General features: G+C 43.2%; 12 protein-coding genes and 1 other annotated feature. Of the genes, 2 read left to right on the top strand and 10 right to left on the bottom strand.

Going from position 1 to position 15,984, the window contains the following annotated elements; all coding sequences use genetic code 11:
* Position 1: 1 nt before the first annotated feature.
* From radC to JKM87_RS10110, 7 genes are all read right to left on the bottom strand, one after another.
* Positions 2 to 700, bottom strand: a complete 699-nt coding sequence (gene radC, locus JKM87_RS10080; RefSeq protein WP_236838738.1) for a RadC family protein — start codon at positions 698 to 700, stop codon at positions 2 to 4.
* A gap of 33 nt (positions 701 to 733) precedes the next feature.
* Positions 734 to 1,384, bottom strand: a complete 651-nt coding sequence (locus tag JKM87_RS10085) for a Maf family protein (RefSeq protein WP_202080230.1) — start codon at positions 1,382 to 1,384, stop codon at positions 734 to 736.
* A 35-nt stretch (positions 1,385 to 1,419) separates the two neighbouring features.
* A complete protein-coding gene (locus tag JKM87_RS10090; protein WP_202080231.1) occupies positions 1,420 to 1,656 on the bottom strand; it encodes a DUF4321 domain-containing protein in 237 nt (78 codons plus the stop codon).
* A gap of 175 nt (positions 1,657 to 1,831) precedes the next feature.
* Positions 1,832 to 2,947 carry an SPOR domain-containing protein gene (locus JKM87_RS10095; RefSeq protein ID WP_202080232.1) on the bottom strand — a complete coding sequence of 372 codons (1,116 nt, stop codon included), beginning with the start codon at positions 2,945 to 2,947 and terminating at the stop codon, positions 1,832 to 1,834.
* Positions 2,948 to 3,073: 126 nt separating this feature from the next.
* Positions 3,074 to 4,816 (bottom strand): sensor domain-containing diguanylate cyclase, encoded by a 1,743-nt coding sequence (locus JKM87_RS10100; protein ID WP_202080233.1) that lies wholly within the window; start codon positions 4,814 to 4,816, stop codon positions 3,074 to 3,076.
* Between the two features lie 73 nt (positions 4,817 to 4,889).
* A complete protein-coding gene (murC, locus tag JKM87_RS10105; RefSeq protein WP_272899196.1) occupies positions 4,890 to 6,299 on the bottom strand; it encodes a UDP-N-acetylmuramate--L-alanine ligase in 1,410 nt (469 codons plus the stop codon).
* 12 nt (positions 6,300 to 6,311) lie between these two features.
* A complete protein-coding gene (locus JKM87_RS10110; RefSeq protein ID WP_202080234.1) occupies positions 6,312 to 7,625 on the bottom strand; it encodes a bifunctional folylpolyglutamate synthase/dihydrofolate synthase in 1,314 nt (437 codons plus the stop codon).
* A gap of 210 nt (positions 7,626 to 7,835) precedes the next feature.
* On the opposite strand from JKM87_RS10110, the gene JKM87_RS10115 reads away from it, so the two are divergent.
* The gene (locus JKM87_RS10115) at positions 7,836 to 8,468 is read left to right on the top strand and encodes a hypothetical protein (protein WP_202080235.1); all 633 of its coding nucleotides are present in this window, start codon (positions 7,836 to 7,838) and stop codon (positions 8,466 to 8,468) included.
* A gap of 223 nt (positions 8,469 to 8,691) precedes the next feature.
* Here JKM87_RS10115 and JKM87_RS10120 read toward each other — a convergent pair whose 3' ends face one another.
* Positions 8,692 to 11,361: a valine--tRNA ligase gene (locus JKM87_RS10120; protein WP_202080236.1), complete on the bottom strand. Its 2,670-nt coding sequence runs from the start codon at positions 11,359 to 11,361 to the stop codon at positions 8,692 to 8,694.
* Between the two features lie 119 nt (positions 11,362 to 11,480).
* Positions 11,481 to 11,831: a binding site (T-box leader), on the bottom strand.
* Between the two features lie 576 nt (positions 11,832 to 12,407).
* Here JKM87_RS10120 and JKM87_RS10125 point away from each other — a divergent pair.
* The gene (locus JKM87_RS10125) at positions 12,408 to 13,946 is read left to right on the top strand and encodes a glycine betaine uptake BCCT transporter (RefSeq protein ID WP_202080237.1); all 1,539 of its coding nucleotides are present in this window, start codon (positions 12,408 to 12,410) and stop codon (positions 13,944 to 13,946) included.
* Between the two features lie 53 nt (positions 13,947 to 13,999).
* Here JKM87_RS10125 and JKM87_RS10130 read toward each other — a convergent pair whose 3' ends face one another.
* Both JKM87_RS10130 and JKM87_RS10135 read right to left on the bottom strand, forming a co-directional pair.
* Positions 14,000 to 15,001 (bottom strand): phosphotransferase, encoded by a 1,002-nt coding sequence (locus JKM87_RS10130; protein WP_202080238.1) that lies wholly within the window; start codon positions 14,999 to 15,001, stop codon positions 14,000 to 14,002.
* Positions 14,998 to 15,984, bottom strand: coding sequence for a hypothetical protein (locus JKM87_RS10135; RefSeq protein WP_202080239.1), 987 nt, complete (start codon positions 15,982 to 15,984; stop codon positions 14,998 to 15,000). Before JKM87_RS10135 ends, JKM87_RS10130 begins: the two co-directional genes overlap by 4 nt.

Genomic DNA, 15,984 nt, shown 5'->3' on the forward strand with positions numbered 1-15,984 from the left:
ATTAAATATAGCCTTTCTCTTTTAAGCTGAGGTATTGTCCGTCACCTATAATTAAGTGATCTAAGCATTCAATGCCAAGTATGTTGCCTGATTCGACTAAGCGCTGAGTCACTCGAATATCCTCTTGGCTCGGTGTCGGATCTCCGCTCGGATGGTTATGTGCCACAATGATGGAACAAGCACTCCATTTCACTGCTTCTTTGTACACTTCTCTTGGGTGGACAATGGAGGCATTGAGACTTCCAACAAACACAGGCTTTTCATAAACAACCTCATTCTTTGTGTTGAGATAAAGGCAATAAAAGATTTCCTGCTGTTCCAAAGCGATTTTTTCAATAAGATAATCAGCTACATCGTGAGGTGACCTGATGGTCTTCAATGCAGCTTGTCTCTGGGCCACTCTACGCCCCAATTCTACGCCAGCTTGTATCTGAACTGCTTTCGCTTCGCCTATGCCTTTGATACTCATGAGTTCTTGAACTGAAATTTCATTCAACCGACGAATATTACCCAAATCATTGAGTATACGACTCGCGAGTGCAAAAACAGATTCATTTTTAGTTCCTGTACGTAGTAATATAGCTAACAACTCTTGATTATTAAGGCGCGATGCACCTTCCTTGATCATCCGTTCTCTAGGACGCTCTTCCGATGGGTAGTCACGGACCATCATGCGTTGCGGTTGTTCTTTGACCGACATGATTTGTCCTCCGTTTTATCGTTAGAAATTACTTTATTGTTCGGCTTTCTCGTTGTATGCATTGTCGTTTAAACCCAATATATCGACACCAGCTTGAGATAAATAATCCGCTGTCAGGGATAAAGGTTGTCCAACCACCGTAAAGTAGTCCCCCTCTATTCGCTCAACGAACGTTGCGCCAAGACCCTGAATCGCGTAGCCTCCAGCCTTATCCATAGGCTCTTGAGTGGCCACGTACTTTATCATTTGGTCCTTGGACATAGTCTTCATAGTAACGTGTGTCGCACGATAACCGATTTTTTGTAAATGGTGATCGAGATCTATAAGCGTGAGCCCGGAATATACTGTATGTACCTTGCCTTGTAAACGGGAAAGCATTTGAATCGCTTCTTCCTCATTTTTTGGTTTTCCGAGAATCGACTGATCATCCACTACTACGGTATCAGCACCTAGCACTATACCAGTTTCGTATTGGGAAGCAACACTTTGTGCTTTTTGTTTCGCTAACGCCTGAACCACTTTATCGGGTGACCGATCAGACTGTATCACTTCTTCCACTTCACTTGGGTGGACGGTAAACGTCAATCCTAACATGTGAAGCAGATCCCTTCTACGTGGTGAGGCAGAGGCGAGTATTATTGGGCGATGTGCTCGTTCTGTTTTGGAAGGCTGATGTCTGTTCATTGTTAACTCCTAATAGAAAAGTGTTTTTATCGTCTTTAGAGTTTTCTAAACAAGTAAATAGCCAGAGCTAAGCCCAGTACACTAGCAAGGTTTAGTTTAACCTGAACAAACAGATCATATTTTAAAATATCGAGATCGGCCTTGGGCTCCCAAGTAATGGCTTGAGCCTGTCCTAAAAAAGGTAACCAAGGACTTAATAGCTCTCCGATAATACTTCCAAATAAAAGTCCAATGACGAGTAATATGAGCAATACAATTGTGTTCTTCGGCATATAAAACTCCTTGCTCCTACTTTCCCTCTAGCATCTAACACCCATAGTTTAGTTAAAGTGTAGCAGAAGGGGGAGGTCCGCACAAGATGAAATATATGTGAAAAGCACATAAAAAAACCTTGCCCTCGCTTGCTTGTTCGATACGGAGCAAGGTGTTTTGACAGGACAAAATAGATTAGTCCTTTACATTATATACCACCTGTTCAGCCTCTTGCAAATACTTCAGAGCTGCCTGTTGGACTTGCCACAAGTAACCTACATGTTGCTGTTTTTGGAACATTTCCAATGCGTTCATCGCACTGCCAAGATGTTTGACCATCACCTGATGAACACTTTGAAGTTCACCTGATGTCTCTTCTATATCTTGATTTTGCTGGAGCATGTCTCTGTGCAGGCCTCTAACGGTCTGCCATTCCTCTTCTGTCAAGGCCGAGGAAGGATCTGTGATGCCACTTGATGAAATATCACACAACGCTTGCCATAACTGTTCGCCCATTTGTATCACTTCAGGATGAGACGGGTTAGTTTGAGCAGGGTCTACACCTAAAGAAGTTAGTGCTGGTGCGACATCATGTGTACGTACATAGGTCTCTTTTCCTTTATCCTCCAGGAAATCCCCTAGTACCCGAGCCCCCTCCTGGCTGGGGCTAATGCCTACATAAAGACGATGTTGTTCGTCATGATTGAGTATCACAGCTGCTCTCCCCTCATCTCTCCATGTTTGGCTATAAGGTTGGGCTGTTTCAATATCAGAAAAAACACCGGCTTGCACCACATAAAAGCCTTGCATAGGAATAAAGCTTCCTTCACTCTGTACAGTCCTTTGTTCACTATTCCCTGTCCAAGCTAAATCACCTGATTCGGATTGGCTAAGACCTTCTCTATTCTCCCCACCTTGGTCTTGCAATGTTGGTTCTTGCTGTGTACCGGCTGTCCTTTCTTCTAATTGTGAAAAAAAGGATAGGACGGTCATGCCTAGTACAAGGCCCAGCCCTATAGCGGAAAGGGCGGTCAATACAACCTTTGAGCTACGTTGCACACGCTTTCTCATAGATTGAGAGCGCAGATGTGGCCTGCGTTTTTCACCATCTCGTCTGACAGGTAAACGAGGCCCCCACTTATAAGGCACGTCCAACTCATGTTTGTCGAGTGTTCCCCTGCCTTTAGAACTCTCAACTAAACTTAATTTTTGCGTCTTCTGTTGACTCTCGTTTTGATCTTGACGATCACTTGTCCGATACACACTAGTTCCTAATCGGAAAGACATTCGATTGCGCTGATTCTTACTCATGTCAACCCGCTCCTCTAGACTACCTTTTATTCGTAGACTATGAGACATTTACGAGATTTAGAACATGAATAAGTCAGGATGAAAGAGGCCAAATGTTATAACCTTTATTCTAATCATCACACATCATTATCCCGTTTGATACACCGCTACCCTGTTTCTGCCTCTTTGCTTCGCACCTGTATAGAGTGCCCGATCAGCGTGTCTTACTAAGCTTAGTGTGTCCTCTGCATGGTTTGGGAAAACGGCTATACCTAGGCTGACCGTTAAACGGACTTCTGTTTTTACACCCACCGTTTGTCCCGATTGTAGGTCCGCATTCACTTCTATTGACATGGTTTCAATACGCTGTCTGATGCTCTCCGCACGTGCCATTGCTTCCTGTATCTTTGTACGAGGTAAAAGGATTGTAAATTCTTCGCCACCGTATCGGGCCACGATTTCTTCTTTTTTGGTTTCCATTAATAGCTGTGATCCTAGTGCTTTTAATATTTTATTACCGGCAAGATGTCCATACTGATCATTTAATTGTTTAAAATGATCGATGTCTAGGAGGATTAATGCAAGTTGATCCCTGTGTTTCCTAGCTTGCTCAACATATTCAAACAATTGTTGTTCAAAATATCGATAATTGTATAAGCCGGTTAATTCATCACGCTCACTTTTGCGTTTGCTCTCAGCAAATTGTTCAACGTTCTTTAAGGCTATAGCCGCTTGATTAGCTAAGATCTCTACCAAAGTGACATCTTCCGGTGCATACCTATTCTCTTCTTTATGACTTAATGTCATCACGCCAGATATTTGACCTTCCGAGATGAGAGGAACAGAGAGAATCGAATTTTGATGGTGAAGAAAATCAGGTTCATTTTTAAAATGAATATCGTCCTTTTCGTGTCCAATCCTAATACTTTCTCCTTTTTCTGCTACTATCCCACTAAGACCGTCACCTATGTCCACACCGTATCGCCTAAATCTCTCACGCTCTCGTGAGGATATGTCGTCTCCAGCAATGAAAATCGGTTCGAGGTGGTTCTGGTCGTCGTTTACCTTGAAGATATAGGCATATTGAAAAGGGACGAGCTTCTCTACGGCATGCATGAACTCACTTATCACCTCGTCCATATCCAGTTTCCCGGTCATTGCATTTCCGGTATGATTAATGGCTTTAAGCTTTTCATTAACAATATCAAGCTTATTATATAAACGGAAAATAATAGAGAATGTCACAACCGGAATCATGACGTAGACAATAGCCATGATATGTAATTGACTATACAAGAGATAAATGAGTATACCTGTAGGTGTAATAATGGCCACCGGTAGGACTTCCCACCAAAAGTCTTTGCCGAACCATGCTTTGTTCATCCGTCTTATTTTGCTCTGTATAAAGTATAATAAAATATGATTAATGGCGATGTTTGTCAGCATGTAACCCATGATGGGCCACACAGGAACGGAGGGTAACCCTGTCTCATTCAATGCTGTATGTCCACCTAGAGCATGGTACACATACGCTGAACCTGCAGAAATAAATAAAAACATCGTACCGTTCACAACGTAACGATCCCATGTCTTAGCCTTGATTCTGATTAAGACATTGAGCACTGCTAGTTGCATCAACACCGCTTCTACTATAAAACCGAACTGTAGAAAAAGAGCGACGGTAATGGCTTGGGCAAAGACGATGTTCGTTCCTTTAATATTGATAGGAAAACTCACGACTAGCAGTAATAAAATAAAAAACCACAGCATTCCGTGGTAGTCCTGCTTTGTATATTGATTGGGGTCAAAGTTATGATAAAAGTATAGAAAAAAGAGGGCGTAGGATAGAAGTGCTACATATATGACAAGCCACTTTGTCCACTTCGACATGCTACCCCTCCTTATAGGTCCATAATCCTATTTTTTACCTTATGTCAACTTTATATTACTACTATTCTGAACATTATTCAAGATTGGACATAGTGTGGCTGATCGTATGTGCCACTTTCCAGATATCGCCCGCTCCCATTGTCAACAGAAGATCCCCCGGTTGAAGGGTTTGTGTGAGTGTCTCCACAATGTCATCCGTACCTGCTATAAACTGAACATGAGGGTTGCTGTTCACCTTAATACGGTTCACGAGCGCTTCACTCGTGACCCCTTCTAGTGGCTGCTCTCCTGAAGGTGAATAAATATCGGCAATAATGACTTCATCAGCCTCCTTAAAAGCATAGCTAAAAGCGTCGAGTAGGAAATAAGTACGCGTATACCTTTGAGGTTGAAAGACAGCCACAATTCTTCGCCCTGTCGATTTTGCCGCTTCTATAGTAGCCAAGATCTCGGTCGGATGGTGAGCGTAATCATCCACAACGAGAATATCTCGTGCATCTCCAATCACTTGAAAACGTCGTTTGGCCCCAACGAATGACTTGCAAGCTCTCTTCATATAGGCCATGTCTACATCCAATGTGAATCCTAAGGCCATAGTAGCGAGAGCGTTATATACATTGTGCTTACCCGGAACAGAGAGCTCTACAAAGCCATAACTTTTGTTATTCCACCAAAGCTCGAACTGACTATGACCATTATGAAGACTCAGATTGGTTGTTCGTATCGTCGCCGTTTCATCACTCAAACTGTAGGTCACGAGTGTTATATTTTTTTGCTTGATGATCTGTTGAACGTCTTTCCTGCACATCAGCTGTGCTAAATCTGGATCATCCATGCCGACAATGAGAACCCCCGAACGCTTAATTTGATGAATAAACTGAACGTAGGCATTTTTCAATTGTTCAAAGTCCCCGCCATAGTTTTCGAGGTGGTCGGCTTCTATATTTGTAATGATGGCCATTTCTGGGTAGTACTTCAAGAAGGATGCATCACTCTCATCGGCCTCCGCCACGACATACTCACTCTGACCTGCTTTAGCATTAAATCCGAAGTCAAGCACTTCGCCACCGATTAAAAAGGTAGGATCTAATTGGGCTTCTGTCATCATTAAGGTGACGAGAGAAGTAGTGGTCGTTTTACCATGCGCGCCAGTTATAGCGATTCCCCTACGTTGATTAAGTAGTTTAGCTAACATTTGAGAACGATGAAGCAAAGGAATATTGGCTACCCGAGCCATTTTTTTCTCTATATTGTCTTCCGGTATGCCTGTTGAATAGACAACGTAATCCGCACCTTTGACATGGTCTGCATGATGACCTAAATAAACGCTTACCCCTTGAGCTCTGAGCTGATGGAGCAAGTCATGATCATGTACGTCTGATCCTGATACACGGTATCCCATTTCGGCTAAAACTTTAGCCACAGCACTCATACCTGAACCGCCTATGCCGATAAAGTGGACATGCTCTTGTTGTTGACTCAAAGGGCTCACCTCTTATGTGTTTTTCAAATACTCTCTTACTTGTGAAATAAAATAGAGAGATCCGGTTACGAGAAGGACATCATCCTCTGCACTATCCGTTATCATTCGATCTAATGTTGATTGCCAATTTTCCGCACCCCTTAGGTGAGATTGCCATTCATCATGAGGGGTTAGTTGGTCCATGAGATCATTTAACTCAACAGCTCTAGGGAATTCAAAAGTAGTTACCTCAATCGTATCTACGATGGCATCTAGAGGTTTGAGCAATTGTTTAATGTCTTTACCCTTTAATGCAGTAAAAAGAAGACGAATACGGCGATGAGCAAACCGGTGTTGTAAGGTATGTGCTAGCTCATGGATGCCTTCTATATTATGGGCGCCATCGATGATGAGTAGGGGCGCTTCTTGCATCACTTCAAACCTCCCCTCCCAGGCCGCTCTTTCATATCCCCTGCGAAGCTCGTCTTCATCCCATAAAACAGCGTAATACTGTCTTAACACTTCTAGTGCCATCAAGGCGACACCTGCATTGTGGAACTGATGTTCACCCTGTAATGAGGTGAAAACGTCCAAGTACGAGCTGAAAACGGATTGATAGCTAAACGACTGTCCATGGGGTTCCCTTTTATAATCATAGGTGTGAAAGTGATGCGGCATGGTGTATAAACTCGCCTGCTTATCTTGGGCTGTTTGAGTGACGACTTCTCGAGCCTCCGGCTGTTGAACACCAGTGATGACTGGGACACCCGACTTAATAATTCCCGCTTTTTCAGTCGCGATTTGCGTAATAGTATCACCTAATATATGTATATGGTCGTGCCCTACATTGGTGATGACTGAGAGAATTGGGACCACGACATTGGTTGAATCTAATCTTCCCCCTAAGCCTACTTCCCATAAAACAATATCCGGATAACTGACTGTACCGAAGTATAGAATCGCGATCACGGTGATGACTTCAAACTCTGTCGGAGCTCCTAACTCATCATGTTCAAGCTCTTCAACTAATGGTTTCACCTTGTTCGTTAAAGCGATAAGGTCGGCATCGGAGATATCAACTCCGTTGTATTGGATACGATTTTGGAAGCGCGTCATATAAGGGGACGTAAAACTCCCCACATGAAAACCAGCTTCTTGGAGCACATGGCGCATAAAGGTGAGCGTAGACCCCTTACCGTTTGTCCCCCCAATATGGACAAACTTGATCCCCCGATCAGGATGCCCCAGACGTTCTAACATCCACTCCATTCTCTTCAGTCCTGGCTTTATACCATGCATTTCTAGGCTATGTAACCAAGTGATCGCTTCTTCAGTCGTTGTAAACATGTGAATGACCTCACTCTATGATAATTTATGATACATAAAATACTCACAGCTGTGACTATGCGTATAGATATTAAAAAGACGAAAGTACACCTTTCGGCTAACCGATAAATCAAGACTTTCGTCCCCCTCCAGCAAACAGGTGAGTAAGCGAAACCTATGAATGTACAAGAAATGAAATGTACAAGCAAAAAATTTGTAGGAGGTTTAATCATGAAAAGATTAATTTTACTTACAGTCCTTATTTTCGCCCTTGCTATTCCTGTGTTTGCAAGCGAAACGCTTCTCACAGGGAACGGTGCCCCTAGTGGTGAACACTATAACCTTCAAATTATCGGTGTACCAAAAGACAAAAAACAACCGATGAAAAACAGCGATGGCAACCGCATCTTTGTCCCACTACACGGTGAAACAAATATCCATTTATTCGAAGGTGAATTTAAAGTGCTTGATGCAAATGGTACTGACGAAGACGGTGCCGCTTTCCAACTTCCAAACCCTGATCCAGACAACACAGGCGTGACTGAGTATTCAGTGTATACGCGCGCCCTTGGCAAGCCGGGTGGAAGTGCAACCATGACAACTTGCGCAACAGATGCTGAAACTGGAGACGAATACTGTTCTACTAACGAACATGCTATCGTGCGTGACGATGGGCAAAGTTTATTCGTGAACGCTTCTGAAGAACTCTTATACGTCTATGCAGATACTGATGAAGACGGTGAAATAGAAAGATATCCTTTATTCTCTGACGAGATGGAAGGGTACTACTGGCACTACGATAACGATGGACTAAAAGTAGCTCAACTACGCTTTTATCAAGGCGTATCTACAACTGTTCAATAATACAAGTATACAACATCACACGGTATGATGTTAATGTCTTGTTGGGGTCGTTAGACGAACAGACAAAAGGCAAAGGTGCCAGTGGCGCCTTTGCCTTTTTTAAATAGTAAGTGTTGAGGCTGTCAGCTCTAGTGCTTTACTCCACACTTTTGCATAAACCAGCATGATTGTTAGTGACGATCATGCTTTTATATAGATACGTCCATTATTGATATTTTAAATATTATCCTTTTAACTCTTCAATTCTGGCTCTGACCTGCTCACGCTTATCTTGGTAATCTTTTTGTTTGGCTTTCTCCTCTTCAACAACATGTGCGGGCGCTTTTTTCACAAAACCTTCGTTAGCGAGTTTCTTCTCCACACGCTCAACTTCACTATCAAGTTTATTTAATTCTTTCTCCAAACGGGCTAACTCTTGATCAATATCAATGAGCCCAGCTAATGGTAGATAAATTTCTGCGCCACTGACGACGGCGGACATCGCTTTTTCTGGTGCCTCTATCGTTGTGCTAATCGTAAGAGACTCAGGATTGGTCAGTCTGGCAATAACCGACTCGCTGTTTTGTAGATAGCGTAACTCTTCTTCGTTATTGGCCTTAATCAGGATCTCAACCGGCTTTCCTAACGGTACATTCACTTCAGCTCTGATGTTTCTCACCGCACGGATCACTTCCATTAACAATTCCATCTCTTTCGTCGCTTCCCGGTGCGTGAATGTGTCGTCTGCCTGCGGCCACTCGGCAACGGTAAGGCTCTCCCCGTCATGAGGAAGATGGTGCCAAATCTCCTCTGTGATGAATGGCATAAACGGATGAAGTAAGCGTAACGTTTGATCTAAGGTATACGTGATGACAGACTGTGTTTCACGCTTCGCTTGCTCATCATCTCCGTAAAGCGGTATTTTGGCCATTTCAATATACCAATCACATAATTCATCCCAGATGAAGGTATAGAGAATACGTCCGACTTCACCAAATTCGTAAACATCCGCTAGACGAGTCACATCTTTTATCGTTTCATTAAGGCGGTGTAAAATCCACTTATTCGCTGTCAGTTGACTATCACTGATATCGATGTCTTCTGCCTTAACCCCTTCTAGGTTCATGATGGCAAAACGAGAAGCGTTCCAAATCTTGTTGGCAAAGTTTCGGGTTTGTTCAACCTTTTCCCAGTGGAAACGCAAGTCGTGGCCTGGCGCACTACCAGTAGATAACATGAAGCGTAATGCGTCCGCACCGTACTGATCGATGACATCCATTGGGTCGACACCGTTTCCGAGTGACTTGGACATCTTACGCCCTTCTGCGTCACGGATCAATCCATGAATGAGGACATCTTTAAATGGACGCTCGTCAGTAAACTCTAGAGCGGTAAAGATCATACGTGCTACCCAGAAGTAGATGATGTCATATCCTGTGACGAGGGCATCCGTCGGATAATAACGTTTGAGATCCTCAGTTTGCTCAGGCCACCCCATGGTGGAAAACGGCCATAGTCCCGAGCTGAACCACGTATCAAGGACATCATCATCTTGCTTAAGTTCTGTTGTGCCGTACTTCTCTTGGGCAATGTTTCTCGCTTCTTCCTCCGTTCGGGCGACAATCAGTTCTCCATCAGGCGTGTACCAAGCTGGGATGCGATGCCCCCACCAAAGCTGACGAGAAATACACCAATCACGTATATTCTCTATCCAGTGTAAATATATTTTTTCAAACCGATCTGGCACGAAATGAACTTTATCTTTATCGGACTGCTGTAACTCAATCGCCTTTTCAGCTAATGGCCCCATTTTAACAAACCACTGTGTTGAAAGATAAGGCTCAACCACAGCCCCACTTCGTTCACTATGTCCGACATTGTGTTCATGCTCTTCGATCTTAAAAAGGACGCCCTGATCCTGTAGGTCTTTGACAATTTGTTTACGACATTCAAAGCGATCGAGGCCTTGATAACCCGCTGCGTTTTCGTTCATTTTACCTGCTTCGTCCATGACGAGTATTTGTTCTAAGTTATGGCGGTTGCCGATATCAAAATCATTAGGGTCGTGTGCTGGCGTAATTTTTACGGCACCACTTCCGAAGCTCATATCGACGTACTCATCCGCCACAATTTCAATCTCGCGCTCTGTAATAGGGAGCTTTACTTTTTTACCTATCATATCTTTGTAACGCTCATCTTCAGGATGAACAGCAACGGCGGTATCTCCTAGCATAGTCTCCGGTCGCGTGGTCGCCACTTCAATATGGCCACTATTATCAGCTAATGGATAACGCATATGGTAAAGAGACCCTTTGACATCCTTATACTCGACCTCAATATCGGATAACGCTGTACGTGTTTGAGGGTCCCAGTTAATAATGTATTTACCGCGGTAAATCAAATCTTTTTCGTATAGTCTCACAAACACTTCACGGACGGCCGAAGATAGGCCGTCATCTAATGTAAAACGTTCACGCGAGTAGTCTACCGATAGCCCTAGCTTCGACCATTGATTACGGATGACGGAAGCGTACTCTTCCTTCCAGTCCCACACTTGCTGAACGAATCCTTCACGTCCTAAGTCGTGACGGTTTTTTCCTTCTTCTTTCAGCTTTGCTTCAACTTTAGCTTGAGTCGCGATGCCAGCATGGTCCATCCCAGGTAACCATAGCGTGTCATAGCCTTGCATTCGTTTCATTCTAATCAGGATATCTTGTAAGGTACCGTCCCACGCATGTCCAAGGTGTAATTTACCTGTGACGTTAGGAGGCGGTATCACGATCGTATATGTTTCACGGCCTTTTTCTTCCCGTGGCGTAAAAAAGCCACCTTCTACCCAATGTTGGTACCATTTACTTTCCGTTTTTGACGGATCATATTTCGTCGGCATTGATGTTTCTTTTTCAGTTGTCATGATTATCACTCCTTATAGCAATCTTAACGTTACTCATTGTTTCGTCATTCTCCTGAACTGCTCAGAACATATGCATAGCCATCGTCTTTTTGTGTAGACATAAAAAAACTTCCACGTCTGTAAAGGACGAAGAAGTTTCGCGGTACCACCTTTGTTCACCTGTACTGACCTCTGAACTGAACTTGACTGAAGAACGTGGTAGTCGCATATCACTTCTAGATCGCTTAGATAATATACTCCAACCCGAACACCAATGATAACAGATTAAGGTCGGTTTCAAGTGCACTTTGATGGGATAACGGCTCCACCGATTTTTCCTATACCTTACTAGACAATGGTATACAAGCAAGATAGTCAGAAAAATAACTCTAGGGCGACATTCAATAGCTTCTATCATAGAAAATGTTGCAGCCATGCATTTTCCTCTCTGAATGAATCCACTATCTACTCTTCCCTGTCTACGTATTATACATATGTACATGTTGTGTAAAGGTCTATATATCACTCAGTTTTCATACCTTCAATATTGTCATATATTTTACTTTTTATTTATTATATAGTCAAGTCCGTGTGAGATGTGCATCCAATGTCAATTCGGGCTAATATATTGGTACACATTTTCAACATACACACATAAACTATACTACAAGTTAATTAAAAGTTGGTGATGGGTGTGCGTCTCCAATTCAATAAGTATAAACTCAAAAATAAATACCTGTATTGCAAGCAGACGTGCTTTTACTACTTGTATCGGTGCAAGTTAGTCGCCAAGCAGATCTTTATTCCACTAGCTGTTTTTCAGTTAATTCGGACCGTGTTATTTCCTACACCATTAGACGTTGTTCTACTGCTGATCATCTTTGTGGTCATCTTATGTCTCCTATTAGATTGGATGTAGTTAAAACAGTCTCTCACCTGCTGAGATTCTGTTTTTTTTTTAGCGGAAGAAAAGGCCGATTAAAGTTTTTGGCTGCTCCATCTTTAAAGTGGAAGTCATTGGGGCAAGTTATAACCAGAGATTTTCTTCTGGGGGGCTTGTCATAGACATGAATCGAAAATCATTCGGTTTGAACACTGTTTTTTGGGTTTCTTCAATCGTCATAACCGTGCTCGTCCTAATAGGGGCATTGCTACCTGAAGTTTTCAAAGATATGGCAAATGCTGCCTTTGGATTTACCACTTATGCTTTCGGGTGGTTTTATTTAATTTCCGTTTTTGTGTTTGTTCTCTTTTGCCTGGTCTTGGCTGTATCGAAATACGGTAGAGTGAGGTTAGGACGTGATGAGGACAGACCAGAGTACCCCTTTTTCACTTGGATTGGCATGCTTTTTAGTGCCGGGTTTGGTATCGGATTAGTCTTCTGGGGTGTGGCCGAGCCTATGAGTCACTTTTTCACCCCACCACAAGAAGCGATTGATCCCTTAACAGACGAAGCGGCGAGGCTAGCCATGCGGTACTCCTTCTTTCACTGGGGTTTAAGTCAATGGTCCGTATTCACTATCGTAGGGCTCATTATCGGTTACTCTCAATTCAGAAAAGAGAAGAATGGTCTGATATCCACTACACTGAATCCATTGATAGGGGAAGGCAAAAAACCTTTTTTAAGACATGCCATTGATATTTTAGCTGTCATTGCGACTGTTATGGGGGTTGCCACGTCCTTAGGACTCGGAATTTTACAAATTAATGGTGGGCTAAATAGTGTGTTTAACATCCCTAATCATTTCCTGGTCCAACTGATTATTATCGTTATTCTGGTGGTATTGTATTTGTTTTCCTCCACGACTGGATTAAACAAGGGCATCAAGTACCTCAGTAACATTAACTTAGCCTTGGCTCTTTTACTCATGGTCTTTGTTTTTGTGGTCGGTCCATCCGTATTTATTTTAGACAGTTTTACTTTAGGACTCGGAGGGTATATTCAGCGATTTGTAGAAATGAGCTTACGTTTAACACCGTATCACGGAGGAACCTGGGTACAAGATTGGACGATCTTTTATTGGGCTTGGGTTATCGCTTGGTCCCCATTTGTCGGGTCATTTATTGCGCGAGTATCTAGAGGGCGCACAATACGTGAGTTTGTCTTGGGCGTTCTCATCGTACCGCCATTAATTGCGCTTATCTGGATTGCAGTATTCGGAGGGACTGCATTGAACTTTGACCTATTCGAGGGGACTAATATTGCTCAATTCGTTGACGAGGACGTCACCAGTGCACTGTTTGTGACGTATGAACAACTTCCCTTTAGTCTGTTGCTTTCCGTTTTGTCCTTACTGTTAATCTTTACTTTCTTAATTACATCCGCTGATTCTGCGACATATGTACTCGGGATTATGACAACGGAGGGCCGTCTAGATCCACCACTATATATTAAGATTGTATGGGGACTGCTCATTGCCGCCATTGCCGCTGTGCTATTGTTAGCGAGTGGCTTACAAGGATTGCAAACGGCTTCACTGGTCTCAGCCCTCCCGTTCACTGTTATATTAGCCTTTATGTGTGTCGCCTTATTAAAAGCCATACGACGTGAGTTTCAAGATAAAAAGAAAGGGCAGCAAAATACAAAAACAGATGGATCATCATGATGGTCCATCTGTTTTTTATATAGGATAACGGTCCGAACAGTGTTCATCGGTTGTTATGCCATGATATCCCGTACAAAGCTCCTCATGTGCATGGTATGTTGCATTTGTTTTTGCACATAACGTGCCTGTTTTTCTATAGGCCACTCACGTACAGCCTGGTAGTAATTATCTATTTCTTTGAATACGCGCTCTGGAAACAGCAAATATATAGCTAGTAAGGCCTTTGACTCCGTATCCAATGGATATTGTTTCTCATACGCTTCTAACCATAATGTGGCGAGACCTTCACGTTCAAACACTTTATCAGCGTGCCGTCGAAAAAATGCCGCAATCTCCCGCGCAGGAGTGTCAATCTGAGCATGGTCGAAACTAATGATCACAGAGCCTCGATTCGTTTGTAGAACATGCTTACGGTGAACGTGCCCATGACATAAAACAGTCGGCAATGTCCGATTCTCTCGGTTCTTATCATCCCATTCTTGTAGATAACGGATCGCTCTCAGCGCAAGCTCTTGGAGATAATCAAAGTGGGTGATATAGGCTGTTTCAACGGGCGATAACACGGAACGATCTTCAGCAAAATTTTTATACTCCACCATTTGTAATAACCTTGTACGCCATCTCTTCAGTAGTGCCTCATGGAATATGCTCTCCCGCTCACCATTTGTTGATGTCGTCAGCTTGTGTAGCGTACCTAGGCTGTTTAAAATATCCTGCTCCCAATTATCCTTATATTTTTCTTCAATGTGATCTTCTACCCAGGGTGTGACATAGTAAGCCTCATTGTCGATATGCACATACCTTTCACCGTATTTCGTATGACACCATGAAAGGATGTTATCGTATCTTAGTGCTTCTAGGTTTTGGATCTGTTCATCAATGTATTTCAGTTGGTCCGGCGAGGCTTGTGATTTTTTCAAGGCAAACTCGCCCCGGCTACAGGTCACTTTTTTTATGCGACCGACATTTTCAATCTGTTGCGGTATAAAATCATACTCTCGTAGCACGCTGGCTTCTATTTCTTGAGACGTCCACTCTTTTTCTAATAATTTCATACTGACATGGCATCTCCTCTGAGGCTGTCAATTCGTTTGGCTAGCCATTGTTGAAATAGGTCAATGTTTTCCTGATGGTCACAACGTTCTAGCCAACGCTGACAAGCCTGATCAACATCAATGTCTGCATATACATATTTCTTGGCGATATCTAAAAACGACTGTGGATAGATGACATGACCTAGTATTTGTGTCTGTTCGCCCATCTTGGGGCTGTAACTTTGTTCAAATGACAGGTAAAAAGTCTTTGCGCGATCGATCCCCTCCGTGTCTGCCTGAATAAGCTCACAGAGTAGATGAGCAACACCTTCAAATCCCTTCGTCATGCGCCATGCCCCCGGCTGCCAGTGAATCCGTTCATACCCGTCCTTGATAAATTGATCACACGTGAGTGATTTCACACTATATAGAGACGGCACTTGAGACTGTTGTAATAGCGTCAGCGCTGACCTCCATCTTTTTTCAATTTGGGGCCAATGGGGTTTAACTAATGACGTAAAGGCATCGGATGGCGACATTGTGATGATCTTTTTCTTCAAATCTTCCTCATTATATAACTCTGTAGGATGTTCAAGTTGCTGGTCTAAAGCCTTATGCCAGTGTTGTTGATTCACTGTATCAGTCACACGGAAAAAGCAGCGGTATAATTGTCCTACCCACTGCCCGAAAGGACCACTGTCCTCCTGAGGTCTCCATTTTGTTCCTTCTAGAAGATCAGTAACGGTAATCCAGTGTTCATTTACCTGTACATAGGGGGCACCATCTCGCGTGCGAATCATCCGGTTGGCATACCGGGACCCCATCTGAACGAGCTCTTCACTCCATAAGAAAGACCACATGAGGACGGACTTTTCTTTCCACAGCATCACCTGTTTTGGCCCACAATTGGTTTGTATCTCTAGGCCGTAAGAAGTGGCTACACTATGGTATGTGTGAAAATGATAATGCTGATGGACGGCTTGAAGAAGTGTATGAACGTTCAA

It is taken from the genome of Caldalkalibacillus salinus, assembly GCF_016745835.1.
In the GTDB taxonomy this organism is placed as follows: Bacteria; Bacillota; Bacilli; order Caldalkalibacillales; family JCM-10596; genus Caldalkalibacillus_A; species Caldalkalibacillus_A salinus.